The organism is Mycobacterium sp. NGS59, from assembly GCF_059812345.1.
In genome coordinates this window covers 54,541-81,096 of record NZ_JCALCN010000021.1, presented here as the reverse complement: position 1 = coordinate 81,096, position 26,556 = coordinate 54,541, and the positions used below count along the sequence as shown (strand labels likewise).

Genomic DNA, 26,556 nt, shown 5'->3' with positions numbered 1-26,556 from the left:
ATATACCGATCACCTGTGGGTGCTGGCGGCCACCGGCTACGGGCGATTCTGCGTCGAGACCGGGCGGCTTTCCGAGGCGGAACCCTGGCTGCGTCGTGCCGGTGCCCGGGCGCAGGCCAACGGCTGGGAACTCGCCAGCGCCAGAACACAACTCGAGCGCGCCGCGGCGTCGTGGGCGCTCGGTGACCACCACACCACCGAACAGTTGGTGTCCGACGCCTACCCGGTGATCGCGCGTTACGCGCGGGCCCACGACGTGTCTCGCTGCTGGCTCTACTTGGGTCTGACCCGGTTGGCCGGCGGCGCACTACAGGCCGCCGACGAGTGCTGGGAGCACGCCGAACGGCACTGGCGCGAACTGGGCAAACCGTTGCATCTGCACCGGATCCTGTTGCAGCGCAGCTGGATAGCGATCTTCTGCGGGCGCTTCGACACCGCCGTCGAGCTCATCGCCCAGGCGCGGGAGTTGCTGGACTCCGCACCGCGCAGCAGCTGGCTGCAGTACGCGCTGCTCGACAACCATCTCGGAACGGTGTGGCGCGCGGATGCTTTGGCGGACCTGGGTTTCGACGGATCGGGCGATCCCGGTGAGTCGTTGCAGCAGAACGAGGCCCGTCACGCCGCATCGCTCGGTGTGCTACGCGGCGAGGTCGGCACGCCGCAGTATCAGCGGGCGATGACCAAGCTCCAACAGGCGGCCGAACTCAAGATACCGGCGGCGCTGGCCGTGGACTCGGTGCGCTATTCGATCTCCGACGCCGCCGCGAGAGCACGCTGGGCGACGCATGTTTCGGCACCCGTCCTGGCCGGTGCCTTCGCAGTCGCCTGGGAATGGGAAAACACCGAGCTGCTCAGTGAGTTGGTCGAGTATCACAGTGCGCGAGGCACTCTGAACACCGAACAACCGGTCCGGCAAGTCGTCGAATGGGAGTCGACCGCCGTCTCGCCGGCGTTCGTCGACGACGAATTGGCAACCACTGCATCGGGACCGTCGCCGCGAGAAGTCCGGTCGCTGAACAGGATCGGCCCGTTGCCTCCATTGCGGATGCACCCCGACGACGAGCCGATCATGAGTCACTATCGTGCACTGGCATTGCATCGGTACGGCCGTGAAGTCACCGCGGCCGAGCCGGCCTGGTCGACGTGGCCGTGACCGTCCCGACACTGGTCCTGCGGTATGCCGACATCGGCATCGCCACCTACGCCAGCCTGCGGGTGGTGGGCGAGCCGTCCAGAACGGTCAACTGGGTGGTCGAAGATCCAATCCTGTTGGCGGCGTTGGCGGAACTGGCCGATGCGCTTCCGGAACCGGTGGGTGCCGAGAGCCGGCGTGAGGCGATCGAGCGGGCACTGACACGCGGTCCGTTCGCGACACAAGAGGCCGAGCTGACAACCTCCTACATTCTGGGTGTGCTGCTGATCGGCGCTGCCGGCTGGCAGTTGCTCGCCGAGTGCATGGGCCAGTCTTCGGGCACGCGGCCGAGATTGTTCGTCTCGCCCAGTGCGCGGCTGGCCCGCGTCCCGTGGGGGCAACTCGCGCTGCCGAAGTCGGGTCCGAGCAACGAAGAGCTGGCTCGCGCGCGACACGACGCGATCACCGCCAGCGGCAGGCACGCCGCCCGAATCCCTTGGCAATTGGCTGATATCAGGGAACACACCGACGGTTACCGGTTGATGGAGCTGGTTGACGTGCTGCTGGCGGCGCCGCAGCACATAGTGCACGCACACCGCGCACCGGCCAGCTGGACTGCCCGGCAGGCCGGCCCGGTACTGCTGGTCCTGGACCCTCGGGTGCCGGGGCAGCGACCGGACTCGGCGCTGGGTTCGGTGCTGGGCAGACCATCCGAACAGACCCCGCTGGCTCGCCATTTCGCTGGGTTGATGCAGCGCCGCGCGGTGTTGCCGGAAGTGGACTCCGTCGTCTCGCTGTTCCGGCGGCAGGACGCCGATCGCGGATGGTTGGCCAAATTGCTTGCACGACAACCAAGCCGGTTGCTTTACCTGGGGCACGCGAGTTCGGCCGACGGCGAAGTCGGTCACGCCGACCGGGCTTCACTGCACCTCGCGTGTACCGCCCGCATCCCCGGGGACGCCGCGGCAGTCGGCGATCACCGACCGCTGACCGCGTCGGACCTGATGGCACTGCGCTTGCCGATGCCGCCCCGGGTTGCGCTGTTGGCCTGTGCATCCGGCGGTGACTACCAGTTCGACGAGGCAACGGGTCTGGTGGCAGCGATGATCCTGGGTGGCGCCCAGTTGGTGACCGCAACCCTGTGGTCATTACCCACCACGGCGGCGTACCGCCAATTCGGCCCGCCCACAGCCGGTTCCGTCGACCCGATGGCCGAGCTGGTCACGGCGGTCGACGACGCGCACGAAGAGGCCGACGTGGGATGCGCGGTGAATCGTTGGCAACGCGCCCAGATGCGGCGCTGGCGGGACGGCGATGTCACCGCCAGCCCGCTGTACTGGGGCGCGCTGGTCACCTTCGCCGTCGACGGCGCCCGATGACGTTCAGGCAAGCGCCAATCCGCCGGCGCGGACGGCCAATACGTCATCGGGCAGCGTGAGTTGCTCGCGGGCCTCGGGGTCGAAGGCCACCAGCACCAGCAATCCCGGCCGCAAACTCGGCAAGTCCCCGTCCTCGCCATGCACCAGCCGGCCGATGAAGGTGTCGCCGTGCACACTGGACACCTCGATCAGGATCTGGCGTTCCTCGGCGGCGCGCACCGTGCCCACCCCGACGGCCAGACCCCGACCGGCGTGCGGAAGCAACAGCTTGCGGAGGGCGCGGTAGATGGTGGTTGCGATCAGGGCGATCTCGGCGCCCAGGGCCGACATTTTCGTCTTGTTCATGCCAGCAGCTTCACCGGGCCGGCCGGCTACCGAACCCAACTTTGCGGGTACCGGGATTTTCGGCACTGCCCCTATCCTGTGGTCATGAGCGCCGATCCGCAGCTGCCGACTGCCTTGACCGGGCATCCGCGCCGCGCGGTCATCGACCAGGCCTGGCGCGCAATCGGTCCCGGGGTCGAGGTGCTCAGCAGCGACGACGGCGGTCCGCTCAGCAGGACGGTCAAACGCATCCTTGATCCGCTGGTGCTGCGGCTGCGCTCCAACCCGCAGTATTCGGCGCCGGTGGTGGCTGCCGACACGGCCGCCGCCATGCACGGCCTGATCGTCGACAGTGCCGACCAATTGCGTTTCGCCGCAGCCTGGTTCGAGGTACTGAAGCTGGAGCGACGCCGGTTGCGGATCCGCAGCGGCAACGCTCAGGAGCTGTACTTTCCGGTGTGCTTCGAGCTCGCGGTCACCAAAGGCGCACCCGCACCGCAAGATCGCGAAACCGCGGCCGCGGTATTGCACGACGTGCACCAGGGCCGGGACCGTACCGCGATCGAGGTGCTCAACGACTACGTTGCCGATCCGCGGGTGGTCGCCTCGTTGTCGGCGCAGTTGCAACGGAGTTGGCGTGACGTGCGGGCCGAAGCCGCCGTGCTGGAGCCGTTTCTGGCCGAGCTGGCCACCGTGCTGGGCCCGGCCAACACTCACAACGCAACCATGACGCGCCAGCGGGTGTGGTCGGCCATGATCGAGGACCCGGCCCCGTACCAGCTGGGTGCCCTGGCCCGCGTGTCGGACGTCGAGCTGCCCTGGTCCGTCGTCGAATTGGGATTGAGTTCGGTTGCGCCCCAACGGATCCCGCAAGTCGCCGGCGGGCCGGACAGCGACCGGCCGCTGGACCGCACCGTGGTGGACCGCGTTCGCGCGACGTTGCGGCGCTCGCTGGACCGCGACGCGCTGCCCGACATCCCGTTGCTGTGCGCCGAAGAAGTAGACCGGGCCAGCGCACCCTGGGGTCTGCTGTCCGAGGACAAGCAGGCCACGATGGTGGCCGGCATCGAGGTCGCCGTTGAACTGAAACCGCTGGACCGCGCGGTGACCAGCCGCTACGCGCTCGCCGCCCAGATTCAGGCCAGGTTGCGCAAGGAGGCGTACGTGTTGCACGCCCGGCGATACCTGGCCGCGGGCGGACCGATCCATCCACGGCAACGACAGGTGGTCGACGACCTGGCCGCATTCGCGCAGCCGTACCTCAGCCGCTTGTGGGCCCGGTTGCACGGCCGCGACGTGTGGCAGGAACCGTGCGATGACGTCGACGAGGTGCGTGCGTTGCTGGACGGAGTCGCCAGGTCGGTGAGCCTGGACCACCGGCAACGGATCAAGTCGATGCTGGAATTGCAGGTGGCGGGATGAGACTGGTCGCCGAGCTCGGTCAGCACCCGTCGCCGCTGCTGGCCGTGCTGGAAGTCAGCGGCGCGGTGTTGTCCTGGCTGGTGGACGAGCCGGCTGCGGACGCCGCGATCGCCGTGACCGACCCGACCCAAGCGGATTGGCTGTGGCGCATCGTAGGTCCGCACGGCCACGCCACGCTCCTCGCGACCGACGAACCTGCCGATCTCTCCGGCGTAGCCGTCGTGCCGGGTTCGCTGAAACCGTTGCGCCGACTGGCGATCGGGCACTGGCTGCGGCGGTGGTGGCCGGCCAGCCAGCGCGACGGCATCCCCCACCTCGACCAAACCCTGCTCGACGTCGAGGTCGCGCTGCTCACGGCCGCCGCGCAGGACTACTTCACCGAAGACACCCTGGACTCCGACGCCACCGGTCTGCTCGTTCCGCACGCGGCGGCGTTGACCGCCTACCTCGGTGTGGACGATCCGCGGGTACGCGAGCTGGTGCGGGCCGGGTCCGAACTCGCCGACGAGATCGGACTGGACGGCACCGGATGGTCGGAACTGGCTGCGGCACTGGATCATTCGAGTCCGGCGGCGAGCATGCCGAGCCCGCGTCAGGATGACTACGCGCTGGCGGCCGGCTCCGAAACGCCGAGCCGGACCGGCACAGCGATCGGCCGCGGAGTCGCGTCGATCAACTGGGCGGCGGTGCCGCCGGGAATCTTCGACGCGGCCGAGGACACCGTCGAGTGGAGCGTGCAGGCGAGCGGTCCGACCGTCGTCGCCGTCGTGCGTGCGGCCGTCATCGGTCCCGAACCGGCGACCGATGTCACGGTCCGCATCGAGTCGGGGGACGTCGGCGGCGCCGGCGCGCTCGATGCGGGTGGCCGGGCCACCGTGCCGCTGTCGGACGCGCAGCGGCAGGCGATGACGGAATCGGTGGCCTGGAACCACGAATGGCCGGTGACGTCGGTGGTCGTCGGTGCGCCGGTCGACGAGTCGCGCGACGTCCGGGACCGAGTCCGCCGCTGGGTGCGGGCACGACTGGACCAGCCGCCGCCCGACGCATTCCTCGCCGAGATCCTGGCGGCCGAATCCTCTTACTGAGCGCGACCCGCTTGCCTATGCTGAGCGAGTGCCCAACAAATATCGCGTCGTGCAATGGACCACCGGCAATGTCGGCAAGAGCTCGCTGCAGTCACTTGCCACCAATCCCCTGTTCGAAGTGGTGGGTTGCTACGCCTGGTCGGCGGACAAGGCCGGCCGGGACGCCGGTGAGCTGGTCGGCATCGAGCCGCTGGGGATAAGCGCCACCAACGACGTCGAGGAGTTGCTGGCCCTCAAGCCGGACTGTGTGGTCTACAACCCGATGTGGATCGACGTCGACGAGCTGGTGCGGATCCTGTCGGCGGGTGTGAACGTGGTGACGACGGCATCGTTCATCACCGGGCACAACCTGGGCGCCGGGCGCGACCGGATCCTCGAAGCGTGCGAGAAGGGCGGCTCGACGATGTTCGGGTCCGGGGTGAGCCCGGGTTTCGCCGAGCTGTTGGCCATCGTGTCGGCGATGGTGTGCAACCGGGTCGACAAGGTCACCGTCAACGAGGCTGCCGACACCACGTTCTACGACTCACCCGACACCGAGAAGCCGGTCGGGTTCGGCCAGCCGATCGAAAACCCGGACCTGCCGCAGATGGCAGAGAAGGGCACCGCGATCTTCGGGGAGGCCGTCCGGTTGGTCGCCGACGCGCTCGGTGTCGAATTGGACGAGGTGCGCTGCGTGGCCGAATTCGCCCAGACCACAGAAGATCTCGCGATGGAGTCCTGGACCATCGATGCCGGCTGCGTGGCCGGGGTCTACATCAGTTGGCAGGGGATCGTCGGCGGCAACACCGTCGTCGACCTCAACGTGCGCTGGCGCAAAGGGCAGACCCTGGAACCCGACTGGAAGATCGATCAGGATGGTTGGGTCATCCAGGTCGACGGCCAGCCCACGGTGACCACCAAGGTCGGCTTCCTGCCGCCGCCATACTTCCAGGCCACCACGCTTGCCGAGTTCATGACGCTCGGCCACATCATGACGGCCATGCCGGCGATCCACGCGATCCCCGCCGTGGTGGCTGCCGCACCCGGCATCGCGACCTACGCCGACCTGCCCCTGACGCTGCCGCGCGGCACGGTTCCCACCGGATGACCCGTATGAAGCGGTAGGCCAGCGGGTATGCCACACCCATGGCTAACAACAGGTTCAGCAACAGCGCCCAGTACTGGGGCGGCAGGGCCAAGGAAACCTTCGGCAGACTCAGCGGCAACAGACGCACCGAGTTCGAGGGAATCCTCGATCAAACGAAAGCGAACATCAAGGACACCGGGGTCCGGGTCAGGGACGCGTGGCGACAGCAACAGCGGCGAGGGTTTCGTCGGCACCCGCAGTCGGGTATTCGCTGAGGGTCCCCAACGCAAACCGACAGGAGTGAGGACGCGATGAGCGGCGAAGACAAGGTCAAGAACAAGATCGAAGACGTGGGCGGCAAGGCCAAGGAGGCCGTCGGTAGGGCTACCGGCGACCGGGACACCGAGAACGAGGGTCGATTCGACCAGGCCAAGTCGAGCCTCAAGGACGCCGGCGAGAAGATCAAGGACGCGTTCAAGAAGTAATCCTGCCGCTGAATTGTCCCGCGCGAGCGCCGGATCCGGTCCGTCTCGCGCGGGACAATTTTGTCCGAAACCCATTGCGGTGCCGAAATTCCCGCGGTTGAGTCACCGAATTCTGGTTATCCCTAGCGGATCGTCGAGAGAGGTTTGCACATGACTGTCATCGAATCAGCTCGCCGCTTCGGCTCGGGCACCGCAGTGGCCGCGTTCCTCGGCGCCGCCACGCTGCTGGGCACGCCCGCGCCTGCCGCGTCGGCGGCACCCTGCCCCGATGTCGAGGTGGTGTTCGCCCGGGGCAGCGGCGAAGCGCCCGGGGTGGGCGGTGTCGGGCAATCGTTCGTCAACGCATTGCAGTCGGCGATCGGCGCCAGGTCGCTGGCCGTGTACGCGGTCAACTACCCGGCGAGCACCGACTTCAACAGCAGCGAGTTCCCGCTCGGCGTCATCGACGGGATCCGCGACGCGGGCGGTCACATCGAGTCGATGGCATCGAATTGTCCCAACACCAGGGAAGTCCTGGGCGGATACTCTCAAGGCGCGGCCGTGGCGGGCTACGTCACCTCCCCGGCCGTGCCGGAGGGCGTGCCGGCGTCGGCGGTGCCACAGCCACTGGCGCCGGAGATCGCGAACCACGTCGCCGCGGTCACCCTGTTCGGCACGCCGTCGCCGCAATTCCTCAGTCAGTATGGGGCGCCACAGATCACGATCGGTCCGCTGTACCAGGCCAAGACCATCCAGCAGTGCGCCCAGGGCGACAACATCTGCTCGGGTCCACCCGGGGGTCCTGGGATCGAGCACATTTCGTACTCGGTGAACGGGATGACCAACCAGGCCGCGGAATTCGCCGCGAGCCGTCTGTAGCAGAATCGCAGCATGCGCGTTCTGATAACCGGTGGCACTGGATTCGTCGGCGGTTGGACCGCCAAAGCTATTGCGGACGCGGGCCATTCGGTCCGCTTCCTGGTTCGGACCCCGGCAAAGCTGGAGACCTCCGTCGGCAAGCTGGGCGTCGACATCTCCGATTACGTCCAGGGCGACATCAAGGACCGCGAATCGGTGCGCGAAGCGCTGACCGGTTGCGACGCCGTCGTGCACGGTGCGGCCCTGGTCGCCACCGACCCGCGGCAGACCCCGGAGATGCTCAGCACCAACATGGACGGCGCCCGCAATGTCCTTGGTCAGGCCGTCCAGCTCGGGCTTGACCCGGTGATTCACGTCTCGAGCTTCACCGCGCTTTTCCATCCCGGCTTGGAGACGTTGAGCGCGGACCTGCCGGTGGTCGGCGGCAGGGACGGCTACGGCACATCCAAGGCGCAGGTCGAGATCTATGCCCGCGGTCTCCAGGACGCCGGCGCCCCGGTGAACATCACCTATCCCGGCATGGTGCTCGGCCCGCCGGTCGGTGACCAATACGGCGAAGCCGGCGAGGGTGTGCGGGTGGCGCTGCAGATGCACACGATCCCGGGTCGCAGCGCGGCCTGGCTGGTGATCGATGCGCGCGATGTCGCGGCCGTGCACGCCGCGCTGCTGGAGCCGGGACGAGGGCCGCGACGGTACATGGTGGGTGGGCACCGGGTCCCGGTCGCCGATCTCGCGGGCATGCTGGGTCAGGCCGCAGATAGCCGGATGGTGACCGTCCCGGTGCCTGACACGGCGCTGCGAGTGGCAGGGACGCTGCTGGACCTGGCGGGGCCGTATCTTCCGTTCGAGAACCCGTTCACCGGGGCGGGCATGCAGTACTACACGCAGATGCCCAGGTCCGACGACTCGCCGAGCGAGCAGGAACTGGGCGTCACCTATCGGGATCCACGCACCACGATCGCCGATACGGTCGCGGCACTGCGCGGGTGACGATCAGTCGTCCTCGTCGTCCGGTTCGATCAGCGGCGGCAGGGGCGGCGAATTCTTCAGCCAATCCTTCAGCCGCAGCAGTCCGTTGATCACGATGGCGAGGCCCAGCAGCACCAGCGTCACCACGATGATGGTGGTGGTCACCGTTCTATGGTGACAGGCTACGAGGCGGGTGCGACCTCGAGCCCGACGTGCACCTTGTCGATGCCGCCCCGCACGATCGAGTGCACGTAGAACCACGGCGCGTGATACCAGTACCGCTTGAGCACGGCGTTGTACACCCGGCGCGTCTCCGACTTGGGCAGCACCCGCGCGACGCCCTCGACCGGCTCGCTCTTGGACTTGCCCAGCGACCCGCTCTTGGCGATGGTCACCCTCGGTGTGTTGCGGATGCGCTTCACCTTCCACGAATCGTCGTCGGTGATGATCAGCAGCTTGTCACCGTCGGGGACGCCCCAGATCGCGGTCGGCTTCGCGCGGCCGTCTTTGGTGAACGTCGTCAACAGCAGGTACTTGGACTTGATCACGTCCTGAAAGGTGGGAGCCACGCCCAAACCATTCCCCGTCGCGGCCGGACCCAACCGTGGTTCGGCCCACAGCGGGTCTACTGGATCGGTTCGTCGCCCAGGACGGTGGTGCGCAGCATGTGGCGTGGCGAGTCCGGGTCGTACGGGGCGGCGCGGTGCAGGACGCCGCGGTTGTCCCAGATCACCGTGTCGCCGACCGACCAGTTGTGGCTGTACACCCGCTCGGGAACGGTGGCCCGTTCCAGCAACTCCGCCAACAGGTTCCGGCCCTCGTCGAGGTCCATGCCCACCACGTAGTCCGCAGAAGCGCCGAGTACCAACGACTTTCGTCCGCTGCGATGGGTCCACACCAACGGGTGTTCGTGGGTGCGCCGCGACCGCCACCGCGCCAGTTGCTCGGGGGTGGGGTCGGGGGTGATACGGCGTTGCGAGGCCTCCAACGAGTGCACCACCCGTAACGCGCCGTAGCGCTGCTTCTCGTCGTCGGTCAAAGCGTCATATGCCGCATAGGAATTGGCGAATTCGGTCTCGCCGCCCCACTCGGCGACCTGAATGGCCGAGAGCACGGTGGCCTTCTGTGGGCACTCGTCCCCGGTGGGGGTGCAGCCGTCGATATGCCAGTCGAACGTCGCCTTGAGGTAGGCGGCCGAGGAGTTCTTGGACAGATCCAAGGTGATCGGGTAGATGCCGGCCACCGGGTGATGCCCGTCGGAGGAGTGGTCGATCTCGCCGAGCCGACGGCAGAATTCGACCTGCGCTTCAGGCTCGAGCCGCAGATCGCGGAATACCAGTACGCCGTTGTGCTCCAACGCATCCAGGATGGCGCTGCCGTCGTCGGACGCCAGCCGGCTGGGATCCAGGCCGGTGACTTCGGCGCCGACGGACTCGCTGAGTTTGGTGATGGTGAGCAGACTCATTTCGTTCCCTCGTCAGGGCACCGGCTCGCCGGTGCGGATCATCACCGCGTCGGCGGCGTCGGTCGGGGCGGGCTGGTGCATGATCTCCACCGCCATGGCCACCATGATCAGCGAATAGATCAGGTGCAGCAGGTTCAGCACGCCGTCAGGTAGGTCGTCGAGCGGGAACTTGTCGCAGTACTCGATGGCCTCTTCCAGGCGCGGGAAGAACGCGTCGTAGAACTGGCGCATCTCGGCCATGCTGCTCGCCAGCCGTTGGTTCCAGCGTTCGGTCTCGGTGGCCAGGCACCAGATCCGGGCGTGATCCTCCAGCTCGGCGAATGCGCTGGGCAGCAAGGAATCTGGCATGGTCAGGCTCCCACCGGCGTCGGATTGCGTTCACGCTGGTACGCCTCGACCCAGTCGACCACGACCTTGTGCAGGTGGCGCACCAGGATCTCCTGGTCGTTGAGCGGGAAGTCGTCGACGATGCCGTATTCCAGTGCGGCCTGGGTGCCGCCGAGCATGCCGGCGTCCTGTAGCGCGAACTCCTTGAGCACCACCGCCGCGACCTCGTGCTCGATGCGTTCCCGCACGGTGCTTGCCGGTGAGAAGTACGTATAGGCCTCGAACCGGTGGGTGTTGTAGGAGGTCGGCCAGTACCGGTAGAGCAGATACCAGCCGCCGTAGATCAAGATCTCGGTGTTGGGGAAGATCTGGAAGTTGCTGATTCCCCACGGATCGATGCCGCCGGGATTCAGACCGGCCGGCAACTCACCGATGTCCGGGGTGCGCCACGGACCGACCAGGCCGCTTCGGGTGGCCCGCTCGATCGGGTACATGTAGTCGGCCGGCAGCAGCCAGCGGCGCCGTCCCGCCGTCGACACCAACCGGTGCGGGCCGTCGAGTTGAAAATGGCCGCAAGTGAATCCGGCGTTGGGATCGCGCACCTCGGGCGGCACCTGCTGGGGGTGCAACGAGGGCACGTGGTAGTACTCCTGGAACGCGTCGGCGAAGATCTTCCAGTTGCTGTTGTTGTGCGCGACCCATTCGTAGCGTTCGGTCAGCTTCCCGAACGGATAGCCGTCCAGACCGGTGATCATCGGGCCCAGGAATTCCCGCAGGGTTTGGTGGGGCTCGGGATCGAGGTTGATGAAGATGAAGCCGTTCCACACCTCGCAGTGCACGGGGGCCAAACCGTGGTCGGCCGGGTCGAGGTCGAAGAACTCCGAGGACTGCTGCACGAAGTTCAGCGTGCCGTCCAGGCCGTAGCGCCAGCCGTGGTACTTGCAGGTGAACTGGCGGCAGGTGCCGCGGGTCTCTTCGTTGGGAAAGTCGTTCCACACCAGTTTGTTTCCGCGGTGCCGGCACACGTTGTAGAACGCGCGGATGGTTTCGTCACGGCCTTTGACCAGGATGACCGAAACCCGGGCGACCTCGATCTCCTTGGTCAGATAACTGCCGACGCGGGGCAGTTCCTCGATGCGAGCGACGTTCAGCCACGCCCGCTTGAACACGGCCTCGCGTTCGAGTTCGTAGAACTCCGGCGACGTGGAGTCGGCGAAAGAAATTGGGCCGGTGCCCAATTCGGGATAGTGCTCGGTCCAGGATCCCTCCGGGGGCCGACCGGGTCGCGTCATGACGAACCTCCTTGCCTCACATCACCGCTCCGCCGTTGACACCGAGCACCTGGCCGGTGATGAAGCCGGCGGCCTCCGAGCACAGGAAGCCGACGGCGGCGGCGATGTCGGCGCCGGTACCCAGGCGGCCCATCGGGATGTTGGCGGCGATCTCCTCGTTGGACTTCAGGTGTCCCGCCGCCTGCGCCCGATGCTGCATCGGGGTTTCGATGCCCGACGGGGGGATGTTGTTGACGGTGATGCCATGCGCCGCGTATTCGCGGGCAAGCGATTTGGTGAGCGTGATGACCGCACCTTTCGAGGCCGCGTAATGCGCGGCGAACGGCGTGCCACGCTGAGCGCTGGACGACGAGATCATCACGATGCGGCCCCAGTTGGCGGCCAGCATGTCGGGCAGCGCGACCTGGCAGCAGTGGAACGTGCCGTTCAGGTTGACGTCGACGATCCGGTTCCAGGACTCGGGGTCGATCTCGATGAACGGGGCAATGCCGAACATGCCCGCGCTGGTCACCAACACCGACACCGGGCCGAGCTCGTGGCGTACCTGGCCGAAGGCCCGTTCGACGGCGGCGCGGTCGGTGACGTCGGCTTCGACGCCGATGGCCGTGACCCCTTGTGCGCGTAGGTCTTCGGTGACCCGCTTCGCCGCCTGTTCGTCGAGGTCGAGGACCGCGACCCGGTGACCGAGCCGACCCAGCTCGTGACAGGTCGCCTCGCCCATACCGGAGGCACCGCCGGTCACCACGGCCACCCGACTCACTCGTACACCACCCGCACCGTGGCAGTGGTCGGCAACGACTGACACGTGAGCACCCAACCTTCGGCTACCTCGTCGTCGTCGAGCGCGTCGTTGTTGATCATCCGCGCGCCGCCCTCGGTCAGCCGGGCCATACACGTTCCGCAGGAACCGATTTCGCACGACGACGGCGGCTGCAGTCCGGCCATGCGGGCGGTCTGCAGCAACGTGTCGCCGGCGGTGTAGGACACGGTGGTGGTGCGGCGGTTCAGCTCGATGGTCACGTGTTCGGTGACCACGACCGGGGTGGGTTCAGGCATCGAACACCACGGTATCAAGTACTTGTTATCCTTATCAAGTACTAGAGACATGGCTTACACGTGGTCCTTGAACAACTCGTGTCCGGTGCCCTTCTCGACGACCCGGCTCAGCAGGTCACGCAGGTTTACCTGCTCCTCGGCGGTCAGCACCCCGAACACCTTCTCGTGCGCCGCCACCGCGTCGCTGATCACCGTTGTCACCACGGTCCGACCCTGCTCGGTCAGGCGGGCCCGAAGGATGCGCTTGTGCTGGGGATCCGGTGTGCGCTCCACCAGGCCGCGGCGTTCCAGGGCGGTCAGCGCGAGTTGCACCCCTTGCGGGGTGATCAACAACCGCCGGGCCAGTTCGGCGCCGGACAGGTCGGGTTCGTTCAGCAGCTGCCGCAGCACCCCGATTTGGGCGGTGCTGACGCCGTGCCCGCTGACCGCGTCGTTCACGGTGGTCAGCGAGAAGTAGAACGCCTGCTTGAGCAGCCACAGCAGATTTTCGGTGAGTTCCATTGCGGGGTCGGTCATGTCGGCACCTTGTAGATCTGGCCGTCCTTCATCACGAATGAGACCTCCAGCGTGGTGGCGATGTCGTCCGACGGATCTCCGGGCACCGCGATGATGTCGGCGAGGTAACCCGGTGCCAGCCGGCCCAATTCGTGGTCGGCTTCGATCAGTTCGGCGGCCACCACCGTGGCGGCTTTCAGCGCTTGCATGGGTGACATGCCGCGGGCGACCAGCGCCCCGAGTTCCTTGGCGTTCTGTCCGTGCGGGATCGCCGGGGCGTCGGTGCCGCAGGCGATCCGCACGCCGGCGGCGATCGCCTTGGGCAGCATGGTTTTTGCGCGGGGAAAGACCTCTTCGGCCTTCTTGCGCAACTCCGGTGCGATCCGGTCGATCGCCATCGCCTCGGTCAGATAGGTGGTCGAGACCAGGAAGGTGCCGTGGTCGGCCATCATCTGGATGGTGTCGTCGGAGGCCAGGAAGCCGTGTTCGATGCAGTCGATGCCGGCGCGGATACATGCCCGGATGGCGGTGTCGCCGACGGCGTGGGCTGCCACCCGCACCCCGGCGCGGTGCGCTTCGTCGGCGATGGCGGCGAACTCGGCATCGGAGTACTGCTGCGCGCCCGGCGCGGTGCTGTGCGACATCACCCCGCCCGAGGCCGAGACCTTGATCAGCTTGGCGCCGTGGCGGATTTGATAACGGACACAGGCGATTACGTCGGGGACGCCGTTGGCGATGCCCTCGGCGATCGACAGCGGCATGACCCCCGGCGCCAGGCGCTGGAAGACGGTCGGATCGAGGTGCCCCCCATAGGGGGTGACGGCATGTCCGGCCGGATAGATGCGCGGGCCGACGTGCCAGCCCTGCTCGATGGCGCGCTGCAACGCAACGTCGAGCAGGTAACCGCCCGTCTTGACCATCAGACCGAGATTGCGCACGGTGGTGAAACCGGCGTCCAGCGTGGTCCGGGCGTTGACCGCCGCGCGCAGCGTGCGATAGGCCGGGTCGTCCTGGACACCGTGCATCGGCGCCGGTAAACCTTCCGGGCCACCGGGACCGCCGATGAACAGGTTGAGTTCCATGTCCATCAACCCGGGCAGCAGGGTCACATCACCCAGGTCGACAATATTGGCCGAATCCGGCAGCGGCCCTTCGGGATTGACCGCGGTGATCCGATTTCCGTCGACCACCACCACGGCCGGCGAGCGCACCTGTCCGGCGTCCACGTCGGCCCAGCGGTCGGCCCGCAGGACGGTGATCACGGGAAGGGCTCGGACACGCAGTCCAGTGTGGACGCACCGGAATCGGGGACGCGGGGCTGCTTCCAGCACTCCACCGGAAACGACACCATGATCATCGAATACAGCAGATGCATCAGGTTCAGGACGTCCTCGGGCAGGTCGTCGAGCGGGAATTTGTCGCAGTAGGACAGGGCTTCCTCGGCCCGTGGGGTGATCGCGTCGTAGAACGCCTTCATCTCGGTCATCGAGCTGGCCAGTCGCTTGGCATAGCGCTGCGACTCGGTGGGCAGACACCACTCGGCGAACGGCTCGAGGTCAGCGAATTCGACTGGCAGAACCGAAGTTTCGGTCATCAGACTTTCACCCCGGCGCGTTGTTGGTAGTCCTCGATCCAGGCCGCGGTTTCGGAATGCAGATGCCGAATCAGGATCTCCTGATCGCAGAGCAGGAAGTCGTCGACCACGTTGGACTCGATCATCGACTGAGTGGCTTCCAGCGTGTTGGCGTCCTGCAGGCCGTACTCCTTGAACGACACCGCAGCCAACTCCTGGGCCACACGCTCACGGGGGGTCCGGGGCTGCGGGAAATACAGTGTGCCCTCGAAAATGTGGCTGTTGTAGGAGGTCGGCCAGTAGTGGTAGGTCAGATACCAGCCCTGGCCCCAGAACAGGATCACGAAGTTGGGGAACAGCTGGAACGAATCCAGGCCCCACGGATCGCATTTCGCGGGATTCAGCCCGGCCGGCATCTCGCCCAGATCCGGCTTGTCCCACGGTCCGAACAGCCCGCTCTGGCAGATGTCCTCCATCGGTTTGCGCATCTCCGCCGCCATCTCCCAGGCCCGCACGCCCGAGGTGCTCACCAGGCGGTGCGGGCCGTCCAAGCGGTAATGCGGCGCTTCGAATCCCGCCTCGGCGGCAGCCTTGGAATACGCCGTCGGCGACTGGTTCGCATGCAGTACCGGCGCGTGATAGAACTCCTGGAACGCGTCCATGTAGAGCTTCCAGTTCGCCTTGACCTCCGAGCGGTACTGCCAGCGCGAAGTCATCAGGTCGAACGGATAGCCCTCCAACCCCGTCACCATCGGACCCAGGAATTCGCGCAGCGATTGCTCGGGTTGCTTAGCGAAATTGACGAAGATGAAGCCTTCCCAGACTTCACAGTGCACCGGCACCAGTCCGTACCGGCTCTTGTCGAGGTCGAAGAACTCCTCTTCCTGCTGCACGAAGGTCAGGTTCCCGTCCAGGTCATATCGCCAGGCGTGGTACTTGCAGGTGAATTGCCGGCATACGCCACGGGTCTCTTCGAGCGGCATGTCGTTCCACACCAGCTTGTTGCCGCGGTGCCGGCAGACATTGTGGAAGGCGTTGATTTCGCCTGATCCGTTGCGCACCAGGATGATCGAGGTGTTGGCGACCTTCAGCTCTTTGGTGAAGTAGCTACCCTTGCGCGGAAGTTGTTGTACCCGGCCCACATTCAGCCAGGCGCGCTTGAAGATCGCCGCGCGCTCCAAGTCGTAGATCTCCGGGCTTATCGAGTCCCCGTACGACACCGGTCCGGTGCCCAACTCGGGATAGTGCTGGGTCCAGCTGCCCTCCGGCGGCTTGGGAAATCGGGGCATGACCGCTCCTGTCCGTACTGGTGGCCCGACGGTATATGCTCTACCGGGTAATCGCAAGTAGTTGATACTGCCTGGTGAAAGGGCGCGGATGGAGTCACAGGTTTTCGAGGTCATCTCACCGCACACCGAGCTACCGATCGCCGAGGTGTCTGCCGCCGGGGGGTCCGACGTCGACGCCGCCGTGCAGGCGGCACGAGCCGCCACCGACTCGTGGGGACGCACCGATCCGTCGGAACGTATCGCCGCGATCCGCCGACTCGCCGAGGTCTATCACGAGCGGCGCGCGGAGATGGCGCAGACGATCACCGCCGAGATCGGCGCCCCCATCACCTTCGCCCAGCGCGCTCAGGTCGGCCTGCCGGCGATGATGATGCGCGCGTTCTGCGACCTCGCCGAGCGACACCCCTGGGAAGAGTCCCGCTCCGGCTTCTTCGGTGCCGACGTGCAGATCCGCAGGGAACCGGTGGGAGTGGTCGCCGCGATCGTGCCGTGGAACATGCCGCAGTTCCTCACCGTCACCAAGTTGGTGCCGGCGTTGCTGGCCGGATGTGCGGTGGTGCTCAAGCCCGCCCCCGAATCTCCTTTGGACGCTTTGCTTTTGGCCGAGATGCTGAGTGCGCTGGATCTGCCGTCCGGCCTGGTCAGTGTGGTTCCCGGGGACCGTGAGGTCGGCGAAGCGCTGGTCTCGCACCCCGGCGTCGACAAGGTGTCGTTCACCGGGTCCACCGCGGCCGGTCGTGCCGTCGCGGCCGCATGCGGTGCGAACCTGACCAAGGTCAGCCTGGAACTCGGCGGCAAATCCGCGGCCGTGGTCCTCGACGACGCGGACCCAGCCAAGGTCGCCGCCGGGGTGCGGTCGGCCAGCCTGTCCAACAGCGGCCAGATCTGCAACGCGTTGACCCGGGTGCTGGTCCCCGGGCACCGTCACGACGAGTACGTCGACGCGCTCGCCTCCGAGATGGCCGGCCTGCGCGTCGGCGACCCGGACGACCCCAAGACCCAACTCGGGCCGCTGGTTTCGCAACGTCAACAGAGCCGGGTCCGCGAGTACATCGAGATCGGTCAGCACGAAGGAGCGCGACTGGTCCTCGGCGGTGCCGACATGCCCGACGGCCTCGATGCCGGCTGGTACGTCAAACCCACCCTGTTCGCCGACGCCGACAACACCATGCGCATCGCGCGCGAAGAGATCTTCGGGCCGGTCATCACCGTCATCCCTTACCGCGACGAAGACGACGCGGTGGCTATCGCCAACGACTCCGACTACGGCCTGGCCGGTTCGGTGTGGACCGGTGACACCGACCGGGCGCTGGCGATCGCTGGGCGCATCCGCACCGGGACGCTGGGCATCAACCAGGGTTACACCATGGACCCGTTCGCGCCGTTCGGCGGCGTCAAAGGCAGTGGCTATGGGCGGGAGCTGGGCCCGGAGGGCCTGGACGCGTACCTGGACATCAAGTCCATCGCGGTGTGAGGCGTTGCGCGTGAACCCTGGGCGTTGAGCGTGAAGCCTTGGCGTTGAGTGTGAAACCTGGGCTTTCAGAGTGAAACGTGGGCGGGATTTCGCCGAGATTTCCACCCTACGTTCACCGCGAAAGCCGTGGATTCACAATCAAAGCCAACGTTTCACACGCAAGCCTCTGCGCGACCGTAGTGCCAGTAAACGTCGCGGGAAAACATCGGCGTAAACGCGCAGATCGCGGCCGCTCTGGCGCGGAGGATTTCGGTTGGCTATGAGATGCGTGCGGATCAGGCCGCCCAGTCGCAGCATGGAGTTATGCGCAGCATCCTCGCAGTGGCGATCACCCTGACAGCAGCACTGATCACCCCAGCCCACGCGTCCGCTGCCGCGTGCCCGGACGTCGAGGTGACGTTCGCCCGGGGCACCAACGAGCCTCCCGGTGTCGGCGGCGTCGGGCAGGCTTTCATCGACTCGCTGCGCTCGCAGGTCGGCGGGCGGTCCGTGGGGGTCTACGCCGTGAACTATCCCGCCACCGACGCATTCGCCAGCAGCTCCGCCGCGGGCGCGGCCGGCGCCCGAGCACACGTGCAATCGACGGCCGCGAATTGCCCCAACACCCGGATGGTGCTCGGCGGCTATTCGCAGGGCGCGGGCGTCATCGACATGGCCACCAACGACCTGGCTCAGCAAGTCGACCATGTCGCCGCCGTCGCCGTCTTCGGCAATCCGCAAAGCGCCTTGTCGAGGCGGCTGGGTGGTGGACGGCTGCCGGAAATCAGTCCGCTCTACCTGCCGAAGACGATCAACCTCTGCGTTCCCGACGACCCGATCTGCTCCGAGGGCAGGAGCGGCGCGGCGCACGTCGCCTACGTACGGGCCGGGATGACCGGGCAGGCCGCGTCGTTCGTCGCCGGTCGGCTCTAGGCTCTAGGCTCTAGTCTTCCTTCTTTCGATCCGTGTCCCGGCTCGGCTGCACCCGCTTCGGTTCCCCCGGCATCTTCGGGTAGTTCGGCGGGTACGGCATGTCGCCCAGGCCGCGTTCCTCGTCGGCGTCGACCATGTCCAGCAACCCCGTCAGCGACTGGGCAACCTCGTCGATGCCGGCCCACGGATCGTCGCGGGCCGCCGCCATCTCCGGCACCGTCAACATCGTGTAGTCGTCCGGGTCGGCCGACGCCAGCTCGTCCCAGCTCAGCGGCATCGACACCGTCGCGATCGGGGTGCGCCGCACCGAATACGGCGACGCCATGGTGCGGTCGCGCGCGTTCTGGTTGAAGTCGATGAAGATGCGCTCGCCGCGTTCTTCCTTCCACCAGGACGTGGTCACCGCGTCGGGCGCGCGCCGCTCGATTTCGCGGGCCAGCGCGATGCCGGCCCGGCGCACCTGGATGAAGTCCCACTCGGTGGCGATCCGCAGGAACACGTGGACGCCGCGACCTCCCGACGTCTTCGGGTACCCCACCAGACCGAGTTCGTCGAGCAGCGGCTGCAGGACCTCGACGGCAACCGTGCGGGCCTCGACGAAGCCGGTGCCCGGCTGCGGATCGAGGTCGATGCGCAACTCGTCGGGGTGCTCGGTATCGGGGCAGCGGACCTGCCAGGGATGCAGCGTGACGGTGCCCATCTGCGCCGCCCACACGATCGCGGCGGGATGGGTCACCTTCAGTGCGTCGGCGGTACGTCCCGACGGGAACGTGATCAGGCAGGTTTCCAGGTAGTCGGGATGGTGCTGCGGCACCCGCTTCTGGTAGATCTCCTCGCCGTCGATGCCGTCGGGAAACCGTTGCAGATGGGTGGGACGGTCGCGCAATGCCGTCAGCATCGGGCCACGCGCCACCGCCTGGTAGTACTCGACCAGCCGGCCCTTGGTGCCGTCGGATCCGAGCTCGGGGAAATACACCTTGTCGCGGTTGGTCAACCGCACCGAGATGCCGTCGACGTCGAGTTCTTCAGCTGCAGCGGCCATATCTGAAGATTCCAGCACGCGCAGGCCAGAATGAAGCAATGGACTTACCCGTCATGCCGCCGGTGTCGCCGATGCTGGCCAAGTCGGTCAAGACGATCCCGCCGGACGCGTCGTACGAACCCAAGTGGGACGGCTTCCGGTCCATCTGCTTTCGGGACGGCGACGAAGTGGAGCTGGGCAGCCGCAACGAGAAGCCGATGACACGGTATTTCCCGGAACTGGTCGAGGCGGTCAAGGCCGAGTTGCCGCAACGCTGCGTGATCGACGGCGAGATGGTGATCGCCACCGAGCACGGCCTGGATTTCGAAGCGCTGCAACAGCGCATCCACCCCGCCGACTCACGCGTGCGCCTGCTGGCCCAGCAGACCCCGGCCTCGTTCATCGCGTTCGACCTGCTGGCGCTCGGCGACGACGACTACACCAGACGCCCGTTCAGCGAGCGGCGCGCGGCACTCGTCGACGCGCTGCAGAACTCGGGCCCGTCGATTCACGTCACCCCGGCCACCACCGACCAGGCCACCGCGCAGCAATGGTTCGAGGAGTTCGAGGGCGCCGGGCTGGACGGCGTCGTCGCCAAACCGCTGACCGTCACCTATCAGCCGGACAAGCGCGTCATGTTCAAGATCAAGCACGAGCGGACCGCAGAGTGCGTGGTCGCCGGCTACCGAGTGCACAAATCAGGCAGCGACGCCATCGGGTCGCTGCTGCTCGGCCTGTACCAGGACGACGGGCAGCTCGCCTCGGTCGGCGTGATCGGCGCCTTCCCGATGGCCGAACGCAAGCGGCTGTTCGCCGAATTGCAGCCCCTGGTAACCAGCTTCGATCGGCACCCCTGGAACTGGGCGGCCCACGAAGCCGGCGAACGCACCCCGCGCAAGAACGAGTACTCGCGTTGGAACGCCGGCAAGGACCTGTCGTTCGTGCCACTGCGGCCCGAGCGGGTGGTCGAAGTGCGTTACGACCACATGGAAGGCGTGCGGTTCCGGCACACCGCGCAGTTCAACCGCTGGCGGCCCGACCGAGACCCGCGGTCCTGCACCTACGAGCAGCTCGACCAACCGGTCACGTTCAGCCTCAGCGACATCGTGCCGGGCCTTGTTGCCGGAAACACCACCTGATCGACCGCAGGTGCGGTAGAAAGTCGGTTGCGGCGGCCGTGATTCGGCGAAGGGGGCATGCATGCAGCCGTCTCGAATACCCGAACCGGCCCGGCCCGCAATACCGGCCGACATCCGGTCCCGGGTGATGCCAGCCGTGCTCGACGAGCTGGCACGCTGGGGGGTCGAGCGGTTCAGTGTCGAGGCACTCGCCGAGCGGTACCGGCTGGACACGGCGATGATCTACCACTATTGGGGCAGCCGGCAGCGGCTGATCGTCGACGCCGCCCTCGGTGACCTCGAGGTACTGCGTTCGGCGACGGACACCGGCTCGCTACGCGGCGACCTGCTCGCGCTGGCCCGCAGCGTTGCCGCACAGATCAACACCCCGATCGGCCGCACCTTCCTGCGGGCACTGGTCATGGACAGTCGCGGGCATCACGATCACGAGACGCGAATGTTGTTCTGGCAGGGTCGTTTCCATGCTGTACGTCCGGTGATCGATCGGGCACGGAAGCGAGGTGAACTGCGCGACGGGGTGAACACGCTTGCCGCAGTACAGATCGTGCTGGCGCCACTGAACATTCGCGCACTGTATTCGGAGGAACCCGTCGACGACGACTACTGCGTCGTGATCGCGGAACTGGCATGGCACGCGCTTAAGATGTCGTAGTGCTGCACGTCTGTTCCCTGTTCGTCGCCCGCACGGCCGCGTTCGACGAGTACGGCGCGATCAATGCCACCTGCATTCCGATGGCGTGGTTCCAAGTCGACCAAATTCCTTTGCGGGCAAAGGTTCCGGTGGTCCTGGTGGTGCACGCACCGGCCGGTGGCGACTACGACCCTGACCTTCATGTCGTGTGCAAAGACCCTGACGGGAAGCCGCTGGGCTCCCTGCGGGCCGCGTGGCATTGGCCCGACGACGGAAAACTGCCGTCCAAGTATCGGTGCTTCACCCAGGAACTCGCGTTCGAGGTGGCGGCCGAAGGCGAGTACACCATCGGCGCCTATTACGACGCGGAAGGCAAATTCGAGTTGTCCACACCGGTGCCGGTTTCGATCGTTTTGGCCGATGCGGGTTCCGTTGACGACAACGCCGAATAAGCTGTCGCAATGCACGTAGCCGCATTGCTAGTGGCGGGCTCCGCCAACATCGACGATTCCGCGATTGATGCCACCCGCCTGCCCACGACCAGTTATGACGTCAACCAAGTTCCGTTGTGGCTGACGATCCCGTTGGTGCTGGTGGTCCACGCCGGGGCCGGCGAAGATTTCGACGCCGAACTGTTCGTCGTGTGCAAGGACCCTGCGGGGACCATCCGCGGGACCGTCCGCTCCGCCTGGCAATGGCCGGACGAACAAGACAAACGATCCAAGTACCGCTGCTTCACACCGCAGCTTTCCTTTGCGATCGAGACGACGGGCGAATACACCATCGGCGTCTACCACGACGCGGAAGCCGTTCGCCCCATTGCCACCCCGATCCCGCTGGCGATCAACCTGGCCGGTGGGCGTCCGGGTCGCAACAACGGAAACTAGACCGCCACCGTCAGCGTCGCCAGCCCCCGCAGGTTGACGTTCGATTTGTACACCGGCTCGCCGGCCAGCCTGGCGTTCGGGAACCGGGCCGTCACCGCCGACAGCGCCGCACTGGCTTCCAACCGGGCCAGCGGGGCGCCCAGGCAGTAGTGAGCCCCGCGGCCAAAACCCAGATGCCGCAACGATTTACGATCCGGGTCGAAGACGTCCGGTCGGTCGAACTCGGCGGGATCGCGATGCGCGGCGGCCAGCAACAGCAGCATCACGTCGCCCTTGGCGACTTCGGTGTCGGCAATCCGCATGTCGCCGAGCGCGATTCGGTTCAACTGTTGCACCGGGGGGTCGTAGCGCAGCGTCTCCTCGACGATCGCCGCGGCGCGCGCGGGATCGGCACCCAGCGCGGCCCACTGCCCGCCGTCGCGCAGCATCGCCAGGATCGCATTCCCGATCAGGTTCACCGTGGTCTCGTGGCCGGCGACCAGCAGCAGCAGGCACGTCGAGACGATTTCTTCCTCGGTCAGTTGATCGCCGGACTCGTTGACCGCGACCAGCGCCGACATCAGGTCGCTGCCTGGCTGCGAGCGGCGCCGGTCGATCAGACCGCGCAGGTATTCCCGGAGAGCCGCGCCGGCATCGAGCGGATCGTCCCTGTCGTCGGCCGCGTCGCCGGTCGAGAACGGGTCCAGCGCCTTTGCCAGCACCGCCGAGGCACGGCTGAACTTCGGCTCATCCTCCAGGGGCACCCCCAGCAACCGGCAGATGACCGCGACCGGCAACGGGTAGGCGAAGTCTGCGACCACGTCGAAACTGCCCTGCTCGGCGATCCGGTCGAGCAGCCCGTCCACCAACGCGCTGATCTCGGGTTGCAACTCGCTGACGACCCGAGGGGCGAACGCCTTGCTGACCAGTTTGCGCAACCGGGTGTGGTCGGGCGGGTCGAGGAAGAGGAATCCCGGCGGAGTTTCCCGGCGCATCTCCTGGTCGGTGTCGATGAGCCGCTGCGCCGCGGTCGACTTGAGTTGGTCGCTGCTCGACAGCGGGTGCCGCAGCACCTCGTCGCAATCCCGGTACCTCGAGAACAGGACGAAGTTGCCGCCGGGCAACTCGACGGGGCCCAGGTCCCGCAACTCGGCACAGATCGGATACGGGTCGGGCCGGTTTGCCTGGTCCAGCAGCCGCAACAACAACGTCTGCGAGTCGGCCTGGGTCGACGTCAAGGGCATGGTGCCCATTGTGCACGCGCGTAGCATCGGCCTGATGACGGTGCGTCGGGTATGCCGTTTGGTGATGGTCACCGTGTTCGTTGCCGCCGGCATTGCGCTGGCCGCGGCCGGCCACGCCTGCGCGTGCGGTGCCGCGGTCGCCCCGCCCGGCGCGAACGCGACGATGAATCGTGAAGTGGCGCTGATTCATTGGGACGGGACGACCGAGACGATCCTGATGCAACTCGCGATGGACGCCTCCACCGACAACGTCGCCCTGGTGGTGCCGACGCCGAGCCCGGCGACGGTCGCCGCCGCCGACAAGGCGACGTTCACCGAACTCGATCAGCTGACCGCGCCGCAGATCCGGCATCACCGGCACTGGAAACTGGGGTCGCTTGCGGGCGCCTCGCCGAGCAGCGAGGGCGCTTTGGCCGGTGCGAGGGCTCCGGACGTGCTGAGCCAGGTGCGCCTCGGCCCGCTGGAGGCCACCACGCTGGCCGGCGGCGATCTGCGCGGTTTGCGAGAGTGGTTGGACGCCAACGGATACGGGATCAAACCGGCGGTGTCGCAGGCACTGGAACCGTACGTCCGTGACGGCTGGGCGTTCGTGGCGCTGCGGCTGACCAGCAGCGCACCGATGGTGGGCGGGCTGGACCCGGTGCGATTGACCTTCCGGTCCCCGCAACTGGTCTACCCCATGCGTCTGTCGGTCGCCGCCGCGTCCCCGCAGCATGTCACCGTCTACACGTTGTCCGACCACCGCCAGCAGCGCACCGACGTCGACAAGTCCTGGCAGACCACCGAGGTCCGGTTCGCCGGAAACGTCGCCGGTGCCGTGCATGACCCGACGCTGCTCGAACTCGTCGGCAACCACGGCGCGTTCCTGACCAAGACGTCCGTGGCCATTGGTCAAACCTCGCGCATCACTTCGGATTTCGCGTTCGGCAATGCTTCGGGCGACGATCCCTACCGGCAGGTGATCGTCGTCAACGACGACGTCGCGGTGCCGGTGGAGTTCGTGGTGCTGGGGGTGCTGCTGGTGGCGGGCTTCGGGTCGGCGCTGGCGTGGGTGGTCTTGCGACGCCGGCGCTCAACTGTGCGCTGAGGGCGTTGAGCGTGAAGCTACGGCTCTGCGGGTGAACCCTGGGCGCAGATCTGCCGAAGATCCCGCCCTGAACGCACACCCAAAGCCGTCCTTTCACACTGAACGCCAACGATTCACCCGCCCACCGCCGCGCCGGAGCGCGAAGCTACGAAAGTCCCGCCACGCCGGGATGCGCAACCAGCCGATCGAGGAACTCCCGCTGCCCTTTCAACAGCTTGCCGCGCGCCTGCGTCACCGCAAACCAGCCGACCCGATCGACCTCGGGGAACTCCCGGACCTTGCCCGAACCGCGCGGCCACTCCATTTCGAAGGTGTTGCTGCGCGCGTCGGTGACGTCCAGGTCAGCCCGGACGGCGAAGGCGGTGACCACCTTCCCGCCGGGTTGTTTGACCGCGCCCAAGTCGATGCGCGGACCGTCGGGCACCTCCAGCCCGAGTTCTTCGCCGAACTCGCGCCGCGCGGCCTGCCACGGGTCGTCCCCCTGCGCGTACTCGCCTTTCGGGATCGACCAGGCGCCGTCGTCCTTGCGGGCCCAGAACGGGCCGCCCGGATGCGCGATCAGGACCTCGACCACCCCGGCCCGCACCCGGTACAGCAGCACACCAGCGCTCAGCTTCGGCATGAGTACGTGATGACCGGCGCCGGTTCCATCCGGCCATTACACCCGACACGACACGCGAACGTCACGGCGACAATGTTTGACTGCCGTCATGCATCTACGTGTCAGCCCGGTCAACGTTCTGATCACCGTCGCCGCGCTGGGCAGCGCCGCGGTGGGCGGCCTGTTCTTCGCCTTCTCCACGTTCGTGATGCGCGGCCTGGATCGCGTCAGCGCGCCCGTCGCGATCACCGCAATGCGCGGCATAAATGCTGAGGCGCAGGCGAATACACCGTTCTTGCTGTTGTTCTTCGGGACAGCTGTCGCGGCGCTGGCGGTCGGCGTCGTAGCGGTGGTACAGCTGCGCCGATCCGGCAGCGGCTACCTCCTGGCCGGGGCGATCCTGGCCGCCGCCGCGGTCGTCGTCACAGCCGCCTTCAATGTGCCACTGAACAACCAGCTGGACAGTCTCGGCCCCACCACGGATGCCGCCCCAGCCTGGCGCGACTACGCCGGTCCGTGGACGGCGTGGAACCACGTCCGCACCGTCTGCCCGTTGCTGGGCGCGGCGTTGCTGGGCGTCGGCCTCTTCCGCCGTAGTTAGGCAGACCTAACAACGTCGGCTACGCTCGCAGCGTGTCACATCAAACCGATTCTCTGACCGGCGAATCCCCGAGTGCCGGGTTCGACGCCCCGAAAAGTCTGCGCGAATACGCCTGGACCACGGTCATCAACACCGTGCCGCCGGTGTTGGCCTACTACGGACTGCGCATCTTCGGCGTCACGCCCTACCTGGCGCTGGTCGGCGCGATCGTCGTCGCCACCCTGCAGGGTCTGTACACGCTGGTACGCAAACGCAAGGTCGAATTCGTCAACATCGCCGTGCTGGTCTGCGCCGCGGTTTCCCTGGCCGTCGCGTTCACCACCAAGAACCCGCGCATTGTCCAGGTCACCGAACTCATCCCAACCACTTTCATCGTGTGGTCGGTGGTGGTCAGCGGCGTGGCCCGGAAGCCCAGCTCGAAGATGATCACCGGCGCGATCATGCCCAGCCTCGCCGACGCGGCCCTGCCGCAACGGGGCTGGACCGAGCAGGACATCCGCGACTGGCACAGCTTGCACACCCGGCTGTGCGTGCAGCTGGGTCTGGTCTGCGCCGTGTTCCCGTTCGCCGCGGTCGCGTGCATCTTCACCCTGCCCGTCGACATCTCCCAGATCCTCATCGTCACGGTGGGCTCGGCCCTGCTCGTCGCCTGCATCACGGCAGCCACCACGTTGTTCCGCAAGTTCGTCCAGCAGCGCGACGCGGCGGCCGCCGCACGCGCCACTGCTTGACAGTGACTGCCATAACGGCATAGCTTGCCGCT

The 26,556-nt window shown here is 66.8% G+C and carries 31 protein-coding genes and 2 pseudogenes; 18 read left to right on the top strand and 15 right to left on the bottom strand.

Features of this window, described 5'->3' with window-relative positions; translation table 11 throughout:
• Positions 1 to 1,153 (top strand): annotated as a pseudogene (locus AC5Y46_RS20340) (hypothetical protein); the annotation flags it as partial.
• Positions 1,144 to 2,511, top strand: a complete 1,368-nt coding sequence (locus tag AC5Y46_RS20335) for a CHAT domain-containing protein (protein WP_499946192.1) — start codon at positions 1,144 to 1,146, stop codon at positions 2,509 to 2,511. The pseudogene AC5Y46_RS20340 and the gene AC5Y46_RS20335, both read left to right, overlap by 10 nt.
• Positions 2,512 to 2,514: 3 nt before the next feature.
• Here the strand turns inward: AC5Y46_RS20335 and AC5Y46_RS20330 are convergent, their stop codons facing one another.
• A complete protein-coding gene (locus tag AC5Y46_RS20330) occupies positions 2,515 to 2,856 on the bottom strand; it encodes a hypothetical protein (protein ID WP_499946193.1) in 342 nt (113 codons plus the stop codon).
• Between the two features lie 84 nt (positions 2,857 to 2,940).
• On the opposite strand from AC5Y46_RS20330, the gene AC5Y46_RS20325 reads away from it, so the two are divergent.
• From AC5Y46_RS20325 to AC5Y46_RS20295, 7 genes are all read left to right on the top strand, one after another.
• Positions 2,941 to 4,257, top strand: a complete 1,317-nt coding sequence (locus AC5Y46_RS20325; protein WP_499992725.1) for a hypothetical protein — start codon at positions 2,941 to 2,943, stop codon at positions 4,255 to 4,257.
• A complete protein-coding gene (locus tag AC5Y46_RS20320) occupies positions 4,254 to 5,342 on the top strand; it encodes a hypothetical protein (RefSeq protein WP_499992724.1) in 1,089 nt (362 codons plus the stop codon). The genes AC5Y46_RS20325 and AC5Y46_RS20320 overlap by 4 nt, the downstream gene beginning before the upstream one ends.
• Before the next feature lie 28 nt (positions 5,343 to 5,370).
• A complete protein-coding gene (locus tag AC5Y46_RS20315) occupies positions 5,371 to 6,429 on the top strand; it encodes an NAD(P)H-dependent amine dehydrogenase family protein (RefSeq protein ID WP_499992723.1) in 1,059 nt (352 codons plus the stop codon).
• A gap of 38 nt (positions 6,430 to 6,467) precedes the next feature.
• On the top strand, positions 6,468 to 6,683 hold the full coding sequence (locus AC5Y46_RS20310; protein WP_499946197.1) for a CsbD family protein: 216 nt from the start codon (positions 6,468 to 6,470) through the stop codon (positions 6,681 to 6,683).
• Between the two features lie 36 nt (positions 6,684 to 6,719).
• The gene (locus AC5Y46_RS20305; protein WP_499946198.1) at positions 6,720 to 6,893 is read left to right on the top strand and encodes a CsbD family protein; all 174 of its coding nucleotides are present in this window, start codon (positions 6,720 to 6,722) and stop codon (positions 6,891 to 6,893) included.
• A 150-nt stretch (positions 6,894 to 7,043) separates the two neighbouring features.
• Positions 7,044 to 7,751 (top strand): cutinase family protein, encoded by a 708-nt coding sequence (locus tag AC5Y46_RS20300; protein WP_499992722.1) that lies wholly within the window; start codon positions 7,044 to 7,046, stop codon positions 7,749 to 7,751.
• A 12-nt stretch (positions 7,752 to 7,763) separates the two neighbouring features.
• Positions 7,764 to 8,741, top strand: coding sequence for an NAD-dependent epimerase/dehydratase family protein (locus tag AC5Y46_RS20295; protein WP_499992721.1), 978 nt, complete (start codon positions 7,764 to 7,766; stop codon positions 8,739 to 8,741).
• A 3-nt stretch (positions 8,742 to 8,744) separates the two neighbouring features.
• On the opposite strand, the gene AC5Y46_RS20290 is transcribed toward AC5Y46_RS20295, so the two are convergent.
• The 11 genes and pseudogenes from AC5Y46_RS20290 to AC5Y46_RS20240 all read right to left on the bottom strand — a co-directional run bounded on the left by AC5Y46_RS20290 (position 8,745) and on the right by AC5Y46_RS20240 (position 16,217).
• A complete protein-coding gene (locus AC5Y46_RS20290) occupies positions 8,745 to 8,885 on the bottom strand; it encodes a hypothetical protein (RefSeq protein ID WP_499946201.1) in 141 nt (46 codons plus the stop codon).
• Between the two features lie 17 nt (positions 8,886 to 8,902).
• Complete coding sequence (locus tag AC5Y46_RS20285; RefSeq protein WP_499946202.1) at positions 8,903 to 9,289, bottom strand: PPOX class F420-dependent oxidoreductase; 387 nt, start codon at positions 9,287 to 9,289, stop codon at positions 8,903 to 8,905.
• A gap of 56 nt (positions 9,290 to 9,345) precedes the next feature.
• Complete coding sequence (locus tag AC5Y46_RS20280) at positions 9,346 to 10,185, bottom strand: TauD/TfdA dioxygenase family protein (RefSeq protein ID WP_499992720.1); 840 nt, start codon at positions 10,183 to 10,185, stop codon at positions 9,346 to 9,348.
• Between the two features lie 12 nt (positions 10,186 to 10,197).
• Positions 10,198 to 10,533 carry a hypothetical protein gene (locus AC5Y46_RS20275; protein WP_499992719.1) on the bottom strand — a complete coding sequence of 112 codons (336 nt, stop codon included), beginning with the start codon at positions 10,531 to 10,533 and terminating at the stop codon, positions 10,198 to 10,200.
• 2 nt (positions 10,534 to 10,535) lie between these two features.
• The gene (locus tag AC5Y46_RS20270) at positions 10,536 to 11,804 is read right to left on the bottom strand and encodes an aromatic ring-hydroxylating oxygenase subunit alpha (protein WP_499992718.1); all 1,269 of its coding nucleotides are present in this window, start codon (positions 11,802 to 11,804) and stop codon (positions 10,536 to 10,538) included.
• Positions 11,805 to 11,820: 16 nt separating this feature from the next.
• Positions 11,821 to 12,564 (bottom strand): SDR family NAD(P)-dependent oxidoreductase, encoded by a 744-nt coding sequence (locus tag AC5Y46_RS20265; protein ID WP_499946206.1) that lies wholly within the window; start codon positions 12,562 to 12,564, stop codon positions 11,821 to 11,823.
• Positions 12,561 to 12,851: pseudogene (locus tag AC5Y46_RS20260) on the bottom strand (2Fe-2S iron-sulfur cluster-binding protein); the annotation flags it as partial. The pseudogene AC5Y46_RS20260 and the gene AC5Y46_RS20265, both read right to left, overlap by 4 nt.
• A gap of 63 nt (positions 12,852 to 12,914) precedes the next feature.
• Positions 12,915 to 13,361, bottom strand: coding sequence for a MarR family winged helix-turn-helix transcriptional regulator (locus tag AC5Y46_RS20255; RefSeq protein ID WP_499946246.1), 447 nt, complete (start codon positions 13,359 to 13,361; stop codon positions 12,915 to 12,917).
• An 11-nt stretch (positions 13,362 to 13,372) separates the two neighbouring features.
• The gene (locus AC5Y46_RS20250; protein ID WP_499992717.1) at positions 13,373 to 14,617 is read right to left on the bottom strand and encodes a metal-dependent hydrolase family protein; all 1,245 of its coding nucleotides are present in this window, start codon (positions 14,615 to 14,617) and stop codon (positions 13,373 to 13,375) included.
• On the bottom strand, positions 14,614 to 14,949 hold the full coding sequence (locus tag AC5Y46_RS20245) for a hypothetical protein (protein WP_499992715.1): 336 nt from the start codon (positions 14,947 to 14,949) through the stop codon (positions 14,614 to 14,616). Before AC5Y46_RS20245 ends, AC5Y46_RS20250 begins: the two co-directional genes overlap by 4 nt.
• Positions 14,949 to 16,217 carry an aromatic ring-hydroxylating oxygenase subunit alpha gene (locus AC5Y46_RS20240; RefSeq protein WP_499992711.1) on the bottom strand — a complete coding sequence of 423 codons (1,269 nt, stop codon included), beginning with the start codon at positions 16,215 to 16,217 and terminating at the stop codon, positions 14,949 to 14,951. Before AC5Y46_RS20240 ends, AC5Y46_RS20245 begins: the two co-directional genes overlap by 1 nt.
• Before the next feature lie 88 nt (positions 16,218 to 16,305).
• Here AC5Y46_RS20240 and AC5Y46_RS20235 point away from each other — a divergent pair, with 88 nt between their 5' ends.
• Together AC5Y46_RS20235 and AC5Y46_RS20230 are read left to right on the top strand one after the other, a co-directional pair.
• Positions 16,306 to 17,691, top strand: a complete 1,386-nt coding sequence (locus AC5Y46_RS20235) for an aldehyde dehydrogenase (protein WP_499992709.1) — start codon at positions 16,306 to 16,308, stop codon at positions 17,689 to 17,691.
• A gap of 303 nt (positions 17,692 to 17,994) precedes the next feature.
• Positions 17,995 to 18,603, top strand: coding sequence for a cutinase family protein (locus AC5Y46_RS20230; protein WP_499992706.1), 609 nt, complete (start codon positions 17,995 to 17,997; stop codon positions 18,601 to 18,603).
• A gap of 10 nt (positions 18,604 to 18,613) precedes the next feature.
• Here the strand turns inward: AC5Y46_RS20230 and ligD are convergent, their stop codons facing one another.
• Complete coding sequence (gene ligD / locus AC5Y46_RS20225; RefSeq protein ID WP_499992701.1) at positions 18,614 to 19,645, bottom strand: non-homologous end-joining DNA ligase; 1,032 nt, start codon at positions 19,643 to 19,645, stop codon at positions 18,614 to 18,616.
• A 38-nt stretch (positions 19,646 to 19,683) separates the two neighbouring features.
• Between ligD and AC5Y46_RS20220 the strand changes: the two genes are divergently transcribed.
• From AC5Y46_RS20220 to AC5Y46_RS20205, 4 genes are all read left to right on the top strand, one after another.
• Positions 19,684 to 20,763 carry an ATP-dependent DNA ligase gene (locus tag AC5Y46_RS20220; RefSeq protein WP_499992699.1) on the top strand — a complete coding sequence of 360 codons (1,080 nt, stop codon included), beginning with the start codon at positions 19,684 to 19,686 and terminating at the stop codon, positions 20,761 to 20,763.
• 61 nt (positions 20,764 to 20,824) lie between these two features.
• Positions 20,825 to 21,415, top strand: coding sequence for a TetR-like C-terminal domain-containing protein (locus AC5Y46_RS20215; RefSeq protein ID WP_499946214.1), 591 nt, complete (start codon positions 20,825 to 20,827; stop codon positions 21,413 to 21,415).
• Positions 21,415 to 21,846 (top strand): hypothetical protein, encoded by a 432-nt coding sequence (locus AC5Y46_RS20210; RefSeq protein ID WP_499992697.1) that lies wholly within the window; start codon positions 21,415 to 21,417, stop codon positions 21,844 to 21,846. The genes AC5Y46_RS20215 and AC5Y46_RS20210 overlap by 1 nt, the downstream gene beginning before the upstream one ends.
• Positions 21,847 to 21,855: 9 nt before the next feature.
• Positions 21,856 to 22,281, top strand: a complete 426-nt coding sequence (locus AC5Y46_RS20205; RefSeq protein ID WP_499992695.1) for a hypothetical protein — start codon at positions 21,856 to 21,858, stop codon at positions 22,279 to 22,281.
• Here the strand turns inward: AC5Y46_RS20205 and AC5Y46_RS20200 are convergent.
• Positions 22,278 to 23,513, bottom strand: coding sequence for a cytochrome P450 (locus tag AC5Y46_RS20200; RefSeq protein ID WP_499992694.1), 1,236 nt, complete (start codon positions 23,511 to 23,513; stop codon positions 22,278 to 22,280). The genes AC5Y46_RS20205 and AC5Y46_RS20200 overlap by 4 nt on opposite strands.
• Positions 23,514 to 23,538: 25 nt before the next feature.
• Here AC5Y46_RS20200 and AC5Y46_RS20195 point away from each other — a divergent pair, with 25 nt between their 5' ends.
• Positions 23,539 to 24,591, top strand: a complete 1,053-nt coding sequence (locus AC5Y46_RS20195) for a DUF2330 domain-containing protein (RefSeq protein WP_499992692.1) — start codon at positions 23,539 to 23,541, stop codon at positions 24,589 to 24,591.
• A gap of 145 nt (positions 24,592 to 24,736) precedes the next feature.
• On the opposite strand, the gene AC5Y46_RS20190 is transcribed toward AC5Y46_RS20195, so the two are convergent.
• The gene (locus AC5Y46_RS20190) at positions 24,737 to 25,213 is read right to left on the bottom strand and encodes an NUDIX hydrolase (protein WP_499992690.1); all 477 of its coding nucleotides are present in this window, start codon (positions 25,211 to 25,213) and stop codon (positions 24,737 to 24,739) included.
• A gap of 88 nt (positions 25,214 to 25,301) precedes the next feature.
• On the opposite strand from AC5Y46_RS20190, the gene AC5Y46_RS20185 reads away from it, so the two are divergent.
• Positions 25,302 to 25,793: an anthrone oxygenase family protein gene (locus tag AC5Y46_RS20185; protein ID WP_499992689.1), complete on the top strand. Its 492-nt coding sequence runs from the start codon at positions 25,302 to 25,304 to the stop codon at positions 25,791 to 25,793.
• 32 nt (positions 25,794 to 25,825) lie between these two features.
• Entirely contained in the window at positions 25,826 to 26,524 is a 699-nt protein-coding gene (locus AC5Y46_RS20180) for a VC0807 family protein (protein WP_499992687.1), read from the top strand.
• Positions 26,525 to 26,556: the final 32 nt, after the last annotated feature.

Excerpts from the sequence above, each read along its gene's own strand:
- AC5Y46_RS20330 (WP_499946193.1), bottom strand. The coding sequence starts at position 2,856 with ATGAACAAGACGAAAATGTCGGCCCTGGGCGCCGAGATCGCCCTGATC.
- AC5Y46_RS20325 (WP_499992725.1), top strand. The coding sequence starts at position 2,941 with ATGAGCGCCGATCCGCAGCTGCCGACTGCCTTGACCGGGCATCCGCGC.
- AC5Y46_RS20320 (WP_499992724.1), top strand. The coding sequence starts at position 4,254 with ATGAGACTGGTCGCCGAGCTCGGTCAGCACCCGTCGCCGCTGCTGGCC.
- AC5Y46_RS20310 (WP_499946197.1), top strand. The coding sequence starts at position 6,468 with ATGGCTAACAACAGGTTCAGCAACAGCGCCCAGTACTGGGGCGGCAGG.
- AC5Y46_RS20305 (WP_499946198.1), top strand. The coding sequence starts at position 6,720 with ATGAGCGGCGAAGACAAGGTCAAGAACAAGATCGAAGACGTGGGCGGC.
- AC5Y46_RS20300 (WP_499992722.1), top strand. The coding sequence starts at position 7,044 with ATGACTGTCATCGAATCAGCTCGCCGCTTCGGCTCGGGCACCGCAGTG.
- AC5Y46_RS20295 (WP_499992721.1), top strand. The coding sequence starts at position 7,764 with ATGCGCGTTCTGATAACCGGTGGCACTGGATTCGTCGGCGGTTGGACC.
- AC5Y46_RS20280 (WP_499992720.1), bottom strand. The coding sequence starts at position 10,185 with ATGAGTCTGCTCACCATCACCAAACTCAGCGAGTCCGTCGGCGCCGAA.
- AC5Y46_RS20275 (WP_499992719.1), bottom strand. The coding sequence starts at position 10,533 with ATGCCAGATTCCTTGCTGCCCAGCGCATTCGCCGAGCTGGAGGATCAC.
- AC5Y46_RS20270 (WP_499992718.1), bottom strand. The coding sequence starts at position 11,804 with ATGACGCGACCCGGTCGGCCCCCGGAGGGATCCTGGACCGAGCACTAT.
- AC5Y46_RS20255 (WP_499946246.1), bottom strand. The coding sequence starts at position 13,361 with ATGGAACTCACCGAAAATCTGCTGTGGCTGCTCAAGCAGGCGTTCTAC.
- AC5Y46_RS20245 (WP_499992715.1), bottom strand. The coding sequence starts at position 14,949 with ATGACCGAAACTTCGGTTCTGCCAGTCGAATTCGCTGACCTCGAGCCG.
- AC5Y46_RS20240 (WP_499992711.1), bottom strand. The coding sequence starts at position 16,217 with ATGCCCCGATTTCCCAAGCCGCCGGAGGGCAGCTGGACCCAGCACTAT.
- AC5Y46_RS20235 (WP_499992709.1), top strand. The coding sequence starts at position 16,306 with ATGGAGTCACAGGTTTTCGAGGTCATCTCACCGCACACCGAGCTACCG.
- AC5Y46_RS20230 (WP_499992706.1), top strand. The coding sequence starts at position 17,995 with ATGCGCAGCATCCTCGCAGTGGCGATCACCCTGACAGCAGCACTGATC.
- ligD (WP_499992701.1), bottom strand. The coding sequence starts at position 19,645 with ATGGCCGCTGCAGCTGAAGAACTCGACGTCGACGGCATCTCGGTGCGG.
- AC5Y46_RS20220 (WP_499992699.1), top strand. The coding sequence starts at position 19,684 with ATGGACTTACCCGTCATGCCGCCGGTGTCGCCGATGCTGGCCAAGTCG.
- AC5Y46_RS20215 (WP_499946214.1), top strand. The coding sequence starts at position 20,825 with ATGCAGCCGTCTCGAATACCCGAACCGGCCCGGCCCGCAATACCGGCC.
- AC5Y46_RS20205 (WP_499992695.1), top strand. The coding sequence starts at position 21,856 with ATGCACGTAGCCGCATTGCTAGTGGCGGGCTCCGCCAACATCGACGAT.
- AC5Y46_RS20200 (WP_499992694.1), bottom strand. The coding sequence starts at position 23,513 with ATGGGCACCATGCCCTTGACGTCGACCCAGGCCGACTCGCAGACGTTG.
- AC5Y46_RS20195 (WP_499992692.1), top strand. The coding sequence starts at position 23,539 with ATGACGGTGCGTCGGGTATGCCGTTTGGTGATGGTCACCGTGTTCGTT.
- AC5Y46_RS20190 (WP_499992690.1), bottom strand. The coding sequence starts at position 25,213 with ATGCCGAAGCTGAGCGCTGGTGTGCTGCTGTACCGGGTGCGGGCCGGG.
- AC5Y46_RS20185 (WP_499992689.1), top strand. The coding sequence starts at position 25,302 with ATGCATCTACGTGTCAGCCCGGTCAACGTTCTGATCACCGTCGCCGCG.